This window comes from Bacillus swezeyi (assembly GCF_001969815.1).
GTDB lineage: Bacteria > Bacillota > Bacilli > Bacillales > Bacillaceae > Bacillus > Bacillus swezeyi.
The window spans coordinates 173,372-187,117 of the sequence record NZ_MRBK01000013.1; the positions used below are offsets into that span (position 1 = coordinate 173,372).

Sequence of the window (13,746 nt, forward strand, 5' to 3'; positions counted from 1 at the left end):
TATGCTTCCCTCCTGTTTCTTTCTTAATTTAACTACAGTACATCGTATGTAACTGGAAGGAAGCTGTTTGGACAGCTTTCTTGATTAAATCGTATATTTTTGAAAAAAACGTATGTTTTCCGCCCGGAAACATACGTTTTTCAGTGTACAGTCAGCTGGACATTTTCATGTCAGCAGGCTCAGTTTTGTTCAGTTCAGCGTGTCCTTTAAATGCGTCATATTCACCTTCCCATTTGGACATCACGACAGCTGCAAGGGCGTTTCCGGTTAAGTTGACGACCGTACGCGCCATGTCCATGATCCGGTCGACGCCGGCGATAAAAGCCAGTCCTTCAGGCGGGACGCCAATTGTTCCGAGCGTCGCCAGAAGCACGACAAACGATGTGCCTGGCACCGCAGCCATTCCTTTTGATGTGACCATCAGTACGAGAATTAAGGTAAGCTGCTGGGCAATGGACAGATCGATGCCATAAACCTGCGCCAAAAACAAAGCGGCAATCGCCTGATATAGTACAGAGCCGTCAAGATTAAAGGTATAGCCGATCGGTATGACAAACGAGACGATCCCTTTTGGACAGCCGATTTTCTCCATCTTTTCCATCACGCGGGGCAGAACGGTTTCTGAGCTTGATGTACTGAACGCAAGGAGAAGCTCGTCCTTTAGGTATGCCAAAAATTTAAATATGCTGATGCCGGCCAATTTGCCGACAATGCCAAAGACGACAATCAAGAAAAAAGCCAGTGCAAAATAGACCAATAAAACAAGCTTTCCCAGCGACAGCAATGAAGAAAAACCAAATTTTGAAACCGTTACACCAATTAAAGCAAACACCCCGAACGGCGCAAATTTCATGACAATGTTGACGACATGAAACATGGCCTGAGAAGTTGCTTCAAAAAACGAAAGCACAGGCTTTCCCTTTTCTCCTATTGCTGAAACCCCGAGGGCAAAGAGGACGGTGAAGCAAATAATCGCCAGCAGGTCTCCTTCGGCAAGAGATTGGAAAAAGTTTGTCGGCACAATATGTAAGAAAGTATCTGCGACCGATTTTGTGCTGGCTTCTTTTTCGGTTTGGACATATTGGCTAATATCCGTCTTTTCGGTACCCGAAAAATTAACGCCGTGTCCAGGCTGCAAAATGTTTCCCAAGAGCAGGCCGAGAACAATCGCAAAAGTGGTGATGATCTCAAAATAGAGAATCGTCCGGAAGCCGAGTCTGCCGACTTTTTTGCCGCTTCCAGCTCCGGCAACCCCAACGATTAAGCTTGATACGACAATTGGGATGACAATCATCTTGATGAGTCTCAAGAATAAGTCGCCCACAGGCTGAAGGTATGTTTCAACAGCAGGATTTCCGAACCAAATCGCTCCAGCTGCAACACCTAAAATCAGTCCGAGAAAAATTTGTGTGGCCAATCCGATTTTGAATCTTTTCATAGAGGCCCTCCCAACGAATATTTAATTATACTAGAATATTAAATGCGAGATCGTAAATTAAGTATAGCGAAAGAAAAAGCAGCTCGTCCATAAAAAAATAACATCTGAATATATTGAAAATTCAGATATGAGATCATTATACCGGTTTTAAAGCCAAGCTGGTCTGCAAAGCGGAGTCTATTTTTCCTAATAAACATAGTAAAATGTTATTAAAATAATGAATTTTGACACAAATCTCTCTCTTTATGACTAACTTTGTGACAAAAAAACACCCCGGGGATCGAATGTCCTCCGGAGTGTATTTTGCCAGGTTTATAGATCTTTCAAATTGAGACACTTAGAACATGTATTTCCATAGCATTCATGCTGTTCATCAATTTCATTGCCGCACTCTGTACATTTTTTGGAAGGTAAATTTCTGAAAAACTCGGTGATCTTAGCCAGCATTTCAATTCCCCCAATTCATTTGTTGATAACATTGTATTATAACAGTATGCAGAAAATCAATGTCTGTTTTATGACAAAACATAAAACATGCAATTTTTAAGAAAAATGGGTATATTGAATAGGGGGACTAAAGCCATAAACATGGGGTGTGAATGATATGAAGATCACTGTAATAGGCTGCTATGGAGGGTTTCCGGCTGCGAATGAAGCGACTTCCGGTTATCTCGTACAATCAGGGGATTACTCTGTTTTAATCGATTGCGGCAGTGCGGTTCTATCCAAACTTCAGCAGTTTTTGCCTATTGAGAAGCTTGATGCCGTTATTTTATCCCACTATCATCACGACCATATTGCAGACATCGGCCCTTTGCAATTTGCCAAACTGGTCGGTTCATTCCTTGGAAAAGGCGTGAATGCGCTTACGATATATGGACATCCTTTTGATGAAGATCAGTTTTCAAGGCTTACATATAAAACGCATACTGCCGGATACCCGTACGATCCTGGGCAGCCCTTAACAATCGGCCCGTTTACATTCACATTTTTGAAAACGGCGCATCCTGTTGACTGCTTTGCTATGCGGATCACAGACGGTGCACACTCTGTCGTTTATACTGCTGATTCTAGCTTTCAGGAAGCGTTTATCCCTTTTAGCGAAGGGGCGGATCTAGTGATCAGCGAGTGCAATTTTTATGCGGGCCAGGACGGTGCAAAGGCAGGGCATATGAACAGCCTTGAAGCGGGCCGGATCGCGGCGGAAGCCGGAGCAGGGCATCTTCTGCTGACACACCTCCCGCATTTTGGGGAGCATCAGAAACTAATAGAAGAGGCAAAAACGGTTTATAACGGCGCTGTTGATCTGGCGCAAACCGGTTTTGTGTGGGGAGACTAGAAGGAGGAAAGAAACATGCTGTTTATCGATAATCAACATATCACAGATCCGAGGATCAACTTGGCAATTGAGGAGTACTGCTTAAAGCATCTTGACCCAGAACAAACATATCTGCTGTTTTATATCAATCAGCCGTCGATCATCATCGGCAAAAATCAAAATACAATCGAAGAAATCAATACAAAGTATGTAGATGAAAATGGGATTATCGTCGTCCGCAGGCTTTCGGGCGGAGGAGCTGTTTATCATGATCTCGGAAACTTGAATTTCAGCTTCATTACAAAGGATGACGGCAACAGTTTTCATAACTTTAAGAAGTTTACAGAGCCTGTTGTCGAGGCTTTAAAGCGGCTTGGTGTGGACGCAGAGCTGAGCGGCCGAAACGATTTGATGGCGAACGGACGTAAAATTTCGGGGAATGCCCAGTTTTCAACGAGAGGCAGAATGTTCAGTCATGGGACGCTTTTATTTGATTCCGAAATTGAACACGTCGTATCCGCATTGAAGGTGAAGAAGGATAAAATCGAGTCAAAGGGTATTAAATCGATTAGAAGCCGTGTTGCCAACATCAGCGAGTTTCTTGATCAGAAGATGACGACCGAGGAATTCCGGAATCTCCTCCTTCGCTACATTTTCGAGACAGAGGATGAAATTCCGGAGTACAAGCTGACTGATGAGGATTGGAAAATCATTCATCAAATCTCAAAAGAACGTTATCAAAACTGGGATTGGAACTACGGAAAATCGCCAAAATTCAACCTCCAGCATTCAAAACGTTTTACAGCCGGATCAATCGACATTCGTCTCGAAGTACATAAAGGCGTGATTCATGAATGTAAAGTATACGGCGACTTTTTCGGAGTCGGCGATATCGGGGACATCGAAGAGAAGCTGGCAGGTGTTCAATATGAGAGAAATGCAATCGAAGAAGCCCTTCAAGGTGTTGATATTCAGCATTATTTCGGCAACATTCAAAAAGAAGAATTTTTGGATCTCGTATACTAAAGAAGAGCATGCCCATCGGTTTTTAGAGCTGGGGGCAGCTCTTTTCTTCATTTACTCCCGGTTTTAAATGAAGAGGGATGGAAGATATTTCCCTCGAGCTCTTGAGTGTTTTCTGTTCATTTAATATAATGGGGATAGATTTTGATTATCACAAAATGAATGGTTATTCATTCATTTTTAAGGGGTGGGAGAATGAATTTAGTTTCAAAATTAGGTGAAACAGCTAAATCAAAGCCTGACCGAACCGCTTATATTTTTGGGGAACAGACAGAATCTTACGGGGGATTGCAGCAAAAAATTGATCGTTTTGCCGGGGGATTGCATGAATTAGGGGTTGAAAAAGGGGATCATGTCGCATTGCTTCTCGGCAATACACCGCATTTTCTGATTTCTTTTTATGGAGCATTGAAAGCCGGGGCTGTAGTTATTCCAATTAATCCGACTTATACACCGACAGAGATCGGCTATATGCTGACCAATGGAGATGCAAAAGTCATTGTGGCAGCCGGCCAGCTCCTTCCTTTGTATGAAAAAATGCATGAATCTCTTCCAAAAGTCGAGCATGTTGTGCTTTGTGAGACAGGAGAACCGCTTAAAGAATCAGAAAACATAGAGATCAACATGAAATTGAAATCGTTTTCAAAGATGATGAGATCTTCTGTTCAGTCTTTTCCTGAGCTCAAAGAAGAAGATACGGCCGCGATTCTCTACACATCGGGAACGACTGGAAAACCGAAGGGAGCGATGCTGACACATCAAAATCTTTTTTCAAATGCAAATGATACGGCGCAGTATTTAACGATGAATGAAGCCGATCTTGTCGTTGCCGCTCTGCCGATGTTCCACGTGTTCTGCTTGACGGTCTGCATGAACGCTCCGCTGATGAACGGCGCCGCCATCCTTATCGTGCCGAAGTTCAGTCCGGCCGCCGTTTTTAAGCTCGTTAAAAAGTACAAAGCGACAATCTTCTCCGGTGTTCCAACGATGTATAACTATTTGTACCAGTATGATGAGGCTGATGCAACCGGGTTTGATTCCATCCGGATTTGCATCTCAGGAGGTGCCGCAATGCCTGTCGCCTTATTGAAGAGCTTTGAAGACAAGTTCGATGTTCTCGTATTAGAAGGCTACGGATTGTCTGAAGCATCCCCTGTGTCATGTTTTAATCCGTTCAGCACAGGCCGCAAGCCGGGATCGATCGGCACCAACATTCTCAATGTGAAAAACAAAGTCGTAGATGAACTTGGGGAAGAGCTTCCTCCAGGCCAAGTCGGCGAATTGATTGTCAAGGGTCCGAATGTGATGAAGGGCTACTATAAGATGCCTGAAGAAACGGCCCATACATTGAAAGACGGATGGCTCTATACGGGCGACCTGGCAAGACGGGATGAAGACGGTTATTTCTATATTGTCGACAGAAAAAAAGATATGATCATTGTCGGTGGCTACAATGTGTACCCGAGAGAAATCGAGGAGGTTCTTTATCGGCATCCGGAAGTGGCCGAGGCGGTGGTTATCGGGGTTCCCGATCCCACTAAAGGAGAAGCGGTTCAGTGCTATGTCGTTCCGAAGACAAAGACGCTTACAGAAGATGACGTTTCTTCCCACTGCAAAAAGCACCTTGCCAAATACAAGCGGCCTTCAGCAATTGTTTTTTTGGAGGAAATTCCGAAAAATTCGACCGGGAAAATTTTAAGGCGCGCTTTAAAGGACATGCTTTCGAAGCAATCTTAAACAAAGAAAAGGGACGGGGTTACGTCCCTTTTTGCATTTTTTTAATGAGATCGGCTTTGTCCCGTTGATTGAGATGGAAATAAGTATCATCATCGTTTTGTAAGATCACGGCTTGATCTTTCTCAAGCCAGACGGTGAAAGGGACATGGTGTGTATCGCTCATTTTGATATCTCCGTGATAGTCTGGCTGAGATCGTTCATGAGCTTTATTTTTCTTCATTCTTTTTCCTTTGTTGAACGTATCCAAAATGCCGTCTATGCTCTGCCTCTCTTTGATCCTGATCGCCTTCCCGCTTTTCTCTGCCGGCATAAATATGATTTCTTCGGCATTTCTTGAATCAAAAGGCTTTGCCATCAGGTTGAATATATAAAAAACGCTGAGTGATAAAATACCGAAAAAAAGCACGATGCCCATTATTTTTTTTCAGAATGATCACCTCTAGGCAAGTTTCTCCGTTTAGAGGTCTTTTCATCCTGAAAAAATATGCTATAATGTTCAATAAATTATACAAATGTTCAATTTATTGCGAGGGGGCTAAAGGATGAATTCCATTGAAAAGCAAGTGGCCGAAAATATCAAAAGGCTTCGAAAAGTCCGCAATTACAGTCTTGATCAACTATCATCGATAACCGGCGTCAGCAAAGGAATGCTCGCGCAAATCGAAAAAGGCGCTTCAAGCCCGACGATTACCACGCTGTGGAAAATCGCCAACGGCCTGCAGGTATCGTTTACTTCATTGGCTGAAAAGCCCGCCGGGGAACCGACAATCGTCCGAAGGCTCGAGAAAACGCCTGTTATGGCGGGGGAAGATAAATATGCGGCTTTCCCGCATTTCCCATACGATCAGAAAAAAAAGTTTGAAATTTTTTATATTGAACTGCTGCCGGGCTGTATGCATGAGTCTGAACCCCATCACGGCGGAATTGAAGAATACGTGCTCGTCAGCAAAGGAACGATGAAGGTGGCTGCGGGAGACTACAGCTGTGAATTACATGAGGGTGATGCCATGCATTTCACCGCAAATACTGTTCACGCGTATGAAAACGATACGGAACAAGCCGCATCTTGCTATACATTAATTTATTATCCGTAAGAGGTGTCAAAATGGAAAACCAGCGTTCACTTACATTTATTGATGGACTTCGTTCAGGGACTTCGCTTGCAGTCGGCTACATTCCGGTTGCTCTGACGTTCGGGCTTTTGGCAAAAACAACGGGCTTGTCGCTTTTTGAAACGTTTTTAATGAGTGCGCTTGTTTTTGGCGGGGCGTCACAGTACATGTCTTTGAGCATGCTCGCCGTTCAAACGGGAATCATTGAAATTATCATGACGACTTTTATCGTCAATATCAGGCATTTTTTATTTTCTGCCTCTTTGAATCAGTTGGTTGAAAAGGATTCATCCTGGAAAAAAGCGATTTATGCTTTTTTTGCGGTGACGGACGAGTCATTTACAGTCGCTGCTTTAAGAAAAGAAAAATTGACAACGCGATATATGATGGGCCTTGGTTCGATCGGATATGTGAGCTGGGTTTTTTGGAGTGCTGCCGGTCATGCTGCAGGAGCCGCGATGCCCGCCGTCTTGCAGGAAAGCATGAGCATTGCCCTTTACGCAATGTTTATCGGACTTCTTGTCCCGACTATGAAAAAACAGATGAAAGTTCTTTTTTTGGCGGGGGCGGCAGCTTTATTCAATACTATTTTCCAGTTGAACGGCATGCTGTCAGCTGGCTGGTCGATCGTTTGCGCTACGCTTTTTTCAGCTGTCCTGATTGAATGGCTTTATCATTTTAGAACAGAGGGGAAAAGAAAATATGTTTAGTCCCATTATCTGGATGATTCTCGGAATGGCTGCTGTTACATATGTGCCGCGGATGATCCCTTTAGTCGCTTTTGAAAGCCTCAAACTTCCCGGCTTTTTAGAGCGTGTTTTAAAAAACGTGCCTTACGCTGTTCTGGGAGCTTTGATTTTTCCGGGGGTTTTTTTCATTCAAAGCGGCATGCTCTACGGACTTGCCGGCGCTCTTATTGCGTTTTTATTTTCCTATTTAGGGGCGAGCGTCATCATTGTTGTAACAGGAACGATCTTGACGCTTGCGGGAGCGGGTCTCTTGTTCTCATTGTAAGGCTTGGTTCTAACTTTGCGATAAAAAGCTTACAATAGAAGAAACGGCTTTTGTGAGAGGAAGTGATTCGTCATGCGGAAGTGGATTGTAGGCGCCGGTCTGCTTTATGTTCTGTATGGTCTTTTTTTCTATTGGTATCTCTTTCTGACCGGCGATTCCTCCGTTCCTGAGGGGCTGAAAGGGACAAGCGCAGACCCGGCGACATTTATGAATCAACGGGAACTCATGCTGACTGAAGAATATTCGAAAATCAAAGATTTTCTGTTTTTTGTCCGGATTCCGTTTGAATGGTTTTTGTTTTTTATTCTTTTGATTGCAGGTTTATCCAAGAAGATGAAGCATTGGGCGGAGCAGACTTCAAAGCGAAGGTTCATTCAGATTGCGGTTTATGTTTTCAGCTTATTTTTGATTGTGACGGCTGCTTCATTGCCGCTTGACTGGATCAGCTACCAATTCTCGTTAGAGTACGGGATTTCAACCCAGACGACTGCGAGCTGGATCAAAGATCAGGTGATTGACTTTTGGATCAGTTTTCCACTAACGGCAGGGGTAGTCATGGTGTTTTACTGGCTGATCAAAAGGCATGAAAAACGGTGGTGGTTCTATGCATGGTGCTTGACCGTTCCGTTTACGCTCTTTTTGTTTTTTCTCCAGCCAGTTGTCATCGACCCTTTGTATAATGATTTTTACCCGCTGAAAAATAAAGATTTGGAGCAGCACATTCTGAAGCTGGCCGATCAGGCGGATATACCGGCAAATCATGTCTATGAAGTGAACATGTCTGAAAAAACGAACGCATTAAATGCTTATGTGACAGGGATCGGTGCCAATAAGAGGATCGTTTTGTGGGATACGACGCTGAACAAGCTTGATGGGTCTGAAATTTTGTTTATTATGGCGCATGAAATGGGCCACTATGTGATGAAGCATGTCTACATAGGGCTCGGCGGGTATTTGCTTTTGTCTCTCGCCGGTTTGTATGTGATCGGCACAATATATAAATGGATGATCAGCCGCTATGGAAGTAGGCTTCATATTGCAGGCAAATCTGATCTGGCCGCACTTCCGCTTTTACTGGTCGTCCTCGGTGTGATTTCCTTTGCTGTTTCTCCTTTTACAAACGCAGTATCAAGACATCAGGAAAAAGCGGCTGACCAGTATGCCATCGAATTGACGGAAAACAAAGAGGCTGCTGTTTCTACCTTTCAGGAGCTGTCGAAAGCGGGGCTGAGCGAGGCGAATCCGCCATTCCTCGTCAAAATTTTTAAATACGGACACCCGACGATTATGGAACGCATTCAAAATGTTGAAAAAGCATCAAATGAATAAAGAAAAAGCCAATGTCATTAGACACTAGCTTTTTCTATACAGTTTTTGTTAAAATATGTTACTGAGCGGCAGCTTCGGTATTGATCAGCCCATTGCCATAGTAGAAGGAGCTTCCCAAATAAGTCGCCGTGCTGGAGAGGCGGTTGCGAACTTGTGAAGCTGAAAGCGTTGGGTATTTTGACAAGACCAAAGCTGCTGCTCCTGCAACATGAGGAGAAGCCATTGAAGTTCCGTTCAGTGTTGCATAAGTGTTGGCAGGGTACGTGCTGTACACTGCTGAACCCGGAGCCATGACCTCAAGCTCTGCTCCCACACTTGAGAATGAAGCTCTGTTGCTGTTAGAATCTACCGCACCGACAGCAATGACAGAGTCGTATTTGGCCGGATAGCCGATTGTATTAGCGCTCCCTGATGATCCGCTGTTCCCCGCTGCTGCCACAACGACAACCCCGCTTGAATATGCTCTATCCACCGCCTGTTTCAGTGCAGTCGAGCCGGATGATCCGCCGAGGCTCATGTTGATGACATCCATTCCATTTGCCGTAGCCCACTCGATTCCGCTAACGATGGCGCTGTATGTTCCGCTGCCGCTCGAATTTAGCACTTTGATGGCGTAGAGGGAAACATTTGGCGCAACACCTAAAACACCAGTTGTATTATCAAGCGCAGCTACCGTACCTGCCACATGTGTACCGTGTCCGTTCCCGTCGTTATAAGGGTTGGAATCACCGGATACAAAGCTTGCTCCGCCGACGACATTTAAGTCTGAATGAGAGGATTGGATCCCGGTATCGATGACACCGACTTTTACATTAGCTCCTTTATAGCCTTGGGCTTGTACTTTGTCAGCTTTGATGAGCGAGATGCCGTAAGGGACAGTTTGTGCCAGTGCATGTGCGACGTGATCCTCTTCTACATACGCGACGCTCGGATCATTTTTTACTTCTTTCAGCGCTTCTTTATCGAGCTTCACTTTTGCTGCGTTGATGATTTTAAACTGCTTTTCGACCTTTCCGCCGCTCTCTTTGATGACGTCCTTTTTGACGGAAGCTGTTTTCATTGAGGATTTAAATCCGACAATATAATCCTTTTCTACATTTTTCGCAGACTGGGCAGCAGAAGCCGAATCGCTGAAAGCCATTGTGAAAACAAGCAGAAGGGCCGTCAGCACACTAAGCCATAAACTCTTTTTTCTCATCGTTACTCACTCTCCTCTTATTTTATTCAGAATAATTAAAATAGAAGGATAATATACTCTATTCAAAGTATTCTGTTAATTCATTATAGAGAAAAAATGAATTATTTGGAAGACCTATTTTTTTGAAGAAGCCCTTGCGATTTTCTAGTTATAAATAACGATTTTAGAAAAATAAACAACACCAAAAGTAGGTGTTTTCGCTGTTTTGTTCGTATGAAAGATGTCCCGTTGCTCAAAGGGGACAAGAGTTTATTTCATTCCTTTATTTTATGAAAATACTATTTATTCATTTTATAAAATAATATTTTTAAAATGTGTACATGGCAGAGGCTGCCGAAAAGTGCAGTGTTAAAGGAGATGAAAATCTCTATTTTTATAAAAATGATAATGATTATCATTGTCATGATCCCGCTCTGTTGCTATAATGTTATCGTCTATTAAGAAAAAAGGAGATACATATGAAGCTCAGATACTTTACTACGATTCTATCTTTGATCCTGCTTATGTTTGTTTTGTCGGCGTGCTCCGGACAAAAAGAGAGTGCCGAAAATCAGGATACTGTGACGGTAAAACATGACCTTGGCGAAACGAAAGTGCCAAAAAACCCGAAAAAGGTTGTCGTTCTTGAACTTGGTTTTATTGACGCGCTGGTGGACACAGGCATTAAACCTGTCGGTGTCGCGGATGATGGGAAGCCTAAGTTTATTAATGAAAAAGTGAGAGAAGAAATAAAAGGCTATACTTCGGTCGGCACCCGCGCCCAGCCAAGCCTTGAAAAGATCGCCGCTTTAAAACCCGATTTAATTATCGCCGATTCAAGCAGACACAGCGGTGTGTATGATAAACTGTCAAAAATCGCGCCGACGATTGCTTTGCAAAATTTAAATGCCGATTATCAGGATACGCTTGACGCTTCCGCAACGATTGCAAAAGCGGTCGGCAAAGAAAGCGAAATGGAGAAAAAACTGGCTGAGCATAACGAAAAACTGAAATCTCTGCAAGACAAGTTTTCTGATCAAAAGCAAAGCATTCTCCTAATCGGAAATACAAATGAAGAGATCACCGTCCGTGACGAGAACTTTTTCACGTCTCAGCTGTTAACGAAAATCGGCTACACATACGGTGTGGGGGACAGCCAAAAAAGTGAAGCTGCAAACGGTGAGTCCGTCAATATTAAAATGACGATCGAACAGCTCCTTGAAAAAGATCCGGATGTCATTATATTGATGACAGGAGAAAAAGATAAATTGGATAAATATGGTAAAAGGGAGATTGAAAAAGATCCGCTTTGGCAGAAGCTCAACGCTGTGAAGAATCATAAAGTATATGAGGTTGATCGATTTGCGTGGTCGCTCCGCCGCAGCGTGAACGGGGCAAATGCCGTAATTGACGAAATCGATCAAGATATTCTGCCGGCTGCCGAAAAGAAATCATAAAAAGACAGATGTTCCATCACTGCCGGTGTTTTCTTCAGGCAGACCAACGCATGCTTTTTTCGGAAAGCATGCGCTTGTTTTTTCTCAGGAGGTGATCCGCTTTTATGAAAAAAAAGCTCTTGATCAGGGGCGTTTTTTTGGTTCTTTTCATTGTGAGTTTGATGCTGTCGATATCTATCGGTTCATCCAATATCGCGTTTTCTGATATATGGGCGGCCGTTTTTTCATATGATGGGTCAAAATTGCATTCTATCATTCAGTCTATTAGAATACCGCGCGCTTTGGAAGCCGCTTTGATCGGGGCCAATCTCGGAGCGGCGGGGGCGCTTATGCAGGCGGTGACGAGAAACCCGCTTGCATCCCCGAGTGTTTTTGGCATTAATGCAGGCGCTTCGGCGGCTGTCGTGTTCCTGTTGGTGATGTTTCCGGCTGCTGTCAGTCTCCAGCTGACGATGGGCGCCGCTTTTGCCGGAGGATCGGCCGCCGCCCTGATTGTTTATATGATCGCATCGGTTTTAAGCGAGCATCATCGCGATATCAGTTTTGCATTAATCGGTGTCGTTATCCAAGCGATCCTTGCGTCAGTGACACAAATGCTGCTGATTTTTAATGAAGAGTCGACGGAGACGATCCTGTTTTGGCTTTCCGGCTCTTTAGCCGGGAGTTCATGGGACAAGCTGGATTTTTTGATTCCGGTCAGCGCCGCCGGTTTAGTGACTGCTTTTGCTTTAGGAAAAGCGGCTTCCGTCCTCAGCCTTGGTGATGATATTTCTCAAAGCTTGGGACAAAAAGTCTGGATCAGCCGGATATTCATAGCCATCACTGTCGTCGCGCTTGCGGGGGCATCTGTGGCGGCCGCCGGTCCGATTGGTTTTATCGGTTTGATGGTTCCTCATATGATTCGTTATATCATGGGGGCGGACTACCGAACGGTGATTCCGTATTCGGCGATGCTAGGCGCGGTTCTGCTCCTTCTGGCCGATATCGCATCACGATTTGTTTATTTTCCTTATCAAACACCGGTCGGCGTTGTCACAGCAGTGCTCGGAACACCCTTTTTTATTTACTTGGCGAGAAGACGAAAAGAGGGGGCCGCGTCTTGAACAAACTTACAGACCAAACAAAACAACATGTTGGAAAAACAGCGGCCGTCCTGCTCGTGCTGCCCGCTTTTCTGCTGCTGCTTGTTTTAGTCAATTTAGCGATCGGCGATGAGAAAATCCCGCTTTTAGACGTGATTAAATCTTTGACAGGACAAGGAGATCCCGGGGTGCGGTTTATGGTGATGGAATTTAGGATGCCGAGGATCATCTTGGCCGTGCTGGCCGGAGCCGCTTTGGCAATTGCGGGGGTTATTGCCCAGTCTCTGATGAGAAATCCGCTTGCCGCGCCGGACACGCTCGGCATTACAGGGGGAGCAGGGCTCGGGGCGGTGATCGTCACCGTGCTGTTTTCACAGCAAAGTCCGCTCCTGTTGACAGGCGCTGCTTTTTCAGGCAGCATTCTGGCGGCTGTTCTCGTTTATTCATTGGCTTATCGAAATGGAATATCCGCAGTGCGGCTCGCGTTAGTCGGAATCGCCGTCAATGCTTTCTGTCATTCGGGCATCCAGCTGTTGATTTCAAGAGCCAGTCCGAATGTGAACAGCGCTCTAATTTGGCTGAATGGAAGTTTATGGGGAAGAAGCTGGGATGATGTGCTGTCCCTTTTCATTTGGTGCTGTCTGCTCATTCCGCCCGTTTGGCTTGCGGCAAAGTCGCTTGACATCATCAAGTCGGGTGACAGTATTGCCGTCAGTCTTGGCATCAGCCTGGAAAAGACCAGGTTTTTGCTGCTTGCGGCAGCTGTTACGCTGACAGCGGCGGCCGTTACCGCTGTGGGTACAATCGGTTTTATCGGGCTGATGGCGCCGCATATCGCGAGAAAGCTGGCAGGTTTCGACTCACGCCTCCTGATCCCTGTCTCAGGCTTGATCGGAGGCATCATCCTGCTCTTGGCGGATGCCATCGGAAGAGGGTTGATGCCTCCGCTTGAAATTCCGGCGGGGCTGATTGCCGCCGTTATCGGAGGACCTTATTTTATCTATTTGCTGCGGCGTGAGGCAAAACAGGGCAGAACGAAATAACCGGACGGATTTGAAC

Annotated in this window: 14 protein-coding genes; 10 read left to right on the forward strand and 4 right to left on the reverse strand. The window is 44.9% G+C overall.

All coding sequences use genetic code 11. The annotated features are described in order from the left end of the window. Nucleotides 1–151 precede the first annotated feature (151 nt). Together gltT and yhfH are read right to left on the reverse strand one after the other, a co-directional pair. Nucleotides 152–1,438, reverse strand: coding sequence for a glutamate/proton symporter GltT (gltT, locus tag BTA30_RS12840; protein ID WP_076761703.1), 1,287 nt, complete (start codon nt 1,436–1,438; stop codon nt 152–154). Nucleotides 1,439–1,750: 312 nt separating this feature from the next. Next, entirely contained in the window at nt 1,751–1,885 is a 135-nt protein-coding gene (yhfH, locus tag BTA30_RS12845) for a protein YhfH (protein ID WP_076761704.1), read from the reverse strand. Between the two features lie 157 nt (nt 1,886–2,042). Between yhfH and BTA30_RS12850 the strand changes: the two genes are divergently transcribed. From BTA30_RS12850 to BTA30_RS12860, 3 genes are all read left to right on the forward strand, one after another. After that, complete coding sequence (locus tag BTA30_RS12850) at nt 2,043–2,777, forward strand: MBL fold metallo-hydrolase (protein WP_076761705.1); 735 nt, start codon at nt 2,043–2,045, stop codon at nt 2,775–2,777. Nucleotides 2,778–2,792: 15 nt separating this feature from the next. Continuing rightward, entirely contained in the window at nt 2,793–3,782 is a 990-nt protein-coding gene (gene lplA / locus BTA30_RS12855; protein WP_076761706.1) for a lipoate--protein ligase, read from the forward strand. 192 nt (nt 3,783–3,974) lie between these two features. After that, on the forward strand, nt 3,975–5,516 hold the full coding sequence (locus BTA30_RS12860) for a fatty acid--CoA ligase family protein (RefSeq protein WP_076761707.1): 1,542 nt from the start codon (nt 3,975–3,977) through the stop codon (nt 5,514–5,516). A gap of 19 nt (nt 5,517–5,535) precedes the next feature. Here the strand turns inward: BTA30_RS12860 and BTA30_RS12865 are convergent, their stop codons facing one another. After that, nucleotides 5,536–5,931 carry a YhfM domain-containing protein gene (locus BTA30_RS12865; RefSeq protein ID WP_076761708.1) on the reverse strand — a complete coding sequence of 132 codons (396 nt, stop codon included), beginning with the start codon at nt 5,929–5,931 and terminating at the stop codon, nt 5,536–5,538. Between the two features lie 127 nt (nt 5,932–6,058). Here BTA30_RS12865 and BTA30_RS12870 point away from each other — a divergent pair, with 127 nt between their 5' ends. From BTA30_RS12870 to BTA30_RS12885, 4 genes are all read left to right on the forward strand, one after another. Then, nucleotides 6,059–6,610 carry a helix-turn-helix domain-containing protein gene (locus BTA30_RS12870; protein WP_076761709.1) on the forward strand — a complete coding sequence of 184 codons (552 nt, stop codon included), beginning with the start codon at nt 6,059–6,061 and terminating at the stop codon, nt 6,608–6,610. Nucleotides 6,611–6,621: 11 nt separating this feature from the next. Further along, entirely contained in the window at nt 6,622–7,338 is a 717-nt protein-coding gene (locus BTA30_RS12875) for an AzlC family ABC transporter permease (RefSeq protein WP_076761710.1), read from the forward strand. After that, nucleotides 7,331–7,642, forward strand: coding sequence for an AzlD domain-containing protein (locus tag BTA30_RS12880; RefSeq protein ID WP_076761711.1), 312 nt, complete (start codon nt 7,331–7,333; stop codon nt 7,640–7,642). The genes BTA30_RS12875 and BTA30_RS12880 overlap by 8 nt, the downstream gene beginning before the upstream one ends. 72 nt (nt 7,643–7,714) lie before the next feature. Continuing rightward, entirely contained in the window at nt 7,715–8,971 is a 1,257-nt protein-coding gene (locus tag BTA30_RS12885; protein WP_076761712.1) for a M48 family metallopeptidase, read from the forward strand. Between the two features lie 58 nt (nt 8,972–9,029). Here the strand turns inward: BTA30_RS12885 and BTA30_RS12890 are convergent, their stop codons facing one another. Further along, nucleotides 9,030–10,169, reverse strand: a complete 1,140-nt coding sequence (locus BTA30_RS12890) for a S8 family peptidase (protein WP_076761713.1) — start codon at nt 10,167–10,169, stop codon at nt 9,030–9,032. Between the two features lie 458 nt (nt 10,170–10,627). On the opposite strand from BTA30_RS12890, the gene BTA30_RS12895 reads away from it, so the two are divergent. The 3 genes from BTA30_RS12895 to BTA30_RS12905 all read left to right on the forward strand — a co-directional run bounded on the left by BTA30_RS12895 (nt 10,628) and on the right by BTA30_RS12905 (nt 13,730). After that, a complete protein-coding gene (locus BTA30_RS12895) occupies nt 10,628–11,605 on the forward strand; it encodes an ABC transporter substrate-binding protein (protein WP_076761714.1) in 978 nt (325 codons plus the stop codon). 104 nt (nt 11,606–11,709) lie between these two features. After that, nucleotides 11,710–12,708, forward strand: coding sequence for a FecCD family ABC transporter permease (locus BTA30_RS12900; RefSeq protein WP_076761715.1), 999 nt, complete (start codon nt 11,710–11,712; stop codon nt 12,706–12,708). After that, complete coding sequence (locus BTA30_RS12905; RefSeq protein ID WP_076761716.1) at nt 12,705–13,730, forward strand: FecCD family ABC transporter permease; 1,026 nt, start codon at nt 12,705–12,707, stop codon at nt 13,728–13,730. The genes BTA30_RS12900 and BTA30_RS12905 overlap by 4 nt, the downstream gene beginning before the upstream one ends. Nucleotides 13,731–13,746 lie beyond the last annotated feature (16 nt).

Excerpts from the sequence above, each read along its gene's own strand:
- gltT (WP_076761703.1), bottom strand. The coding sequence starts at position 1,438 with ATGAAAAGATTCAAAATCGGATTGGCCACACAAATTTTTCTCGGACTG.
- yhfH (WP_076761704.1), bottom strand. The coding sequence starts at position 1,885 with ATGCTGGCTAAGATCACCGAGTTTTTCAGAAATTTACCTTCCAAAAAA.
- BTA30_RS12850 (WP_076761705.1), top strand. The coding sequence starts at position 2,043 with ATGAAGATCACTGTAATAGGCTGCTATGGAGGGTTTCCGGCTGCGAAT.
- lplA (WP_076761706.1), top strand. The coding sequence starts at position 2,793 with ATGCTGTTTATCGATAATCAACATATCACAGATCCGAGGATCAACTTG.
- BTA30_RS12860 (WP_076761707.1), top strand. The coding sequence starts at position 3,975 with ATGAATTTAGTTTCAAAATTAGGTGAAACAGCTAAATCAAAGCCTGAC.
- BTA30_RS12865 (WP_076761708.1), bottom strand. The coding sequence starts at position 5,931 with ATGGGCATCGTGCTTTTTTTCGGTATTTTATCACTCAGCGTTTTTTAT.
- BTA30_RS12870 (WP_076761709.1), top strand. The coding sequence starts at position 6,059 with ATGAATTCCATTGAAAAGCAAGTGGCCGAAAATATCAAAAGGCTTCGA.
- BTA30_RS12875 (WP_076761710.1), top strand. The coding sequence starts at position 6,622 with ATGGAAAACCAGCGTTCACTTACATTTATTGATGGACTTCGTTCAGGG.
- BTA30_RS12880 (WP_076761711.1), top strand. The coding sequence starts at position 7,331 with ATGTTTAGTCCCATTATCTGGATGATTCTCGGAATGGCTGCTGTTACA.
- BTA30_RS12885 (WP_076761712.1), top strand. The coding sequence starts at position 7,715 with ATGCGGAAGTGGATTGTAGGCGCCGGTCTGCTTTATGTTCTGTATGGT.
- BTA30_RS12890 (WP_076761713.1), bottom strand. The coding sequence starts at position 10,169 with ATGAGAAAAAAGAGTTTATGGCTTAGTGTGCTGACGGCCCTTCTGCTT.
- BTA30_RS12895 (WP_076761714.1), top strand. The coding sequence starts at position 10,628 with ATGAAGCTCAGATACTTTACTACGATTCTATCTTTGATCCTGCTTATG.
- BTA30_RS12900 (WP_076761715.1), top strand. The coding sequence starts at position 11,710 with ATGAAAAAAAAGCTCTTGATCAGGGGCGTTTTTTTGGTTCTTTTCATT.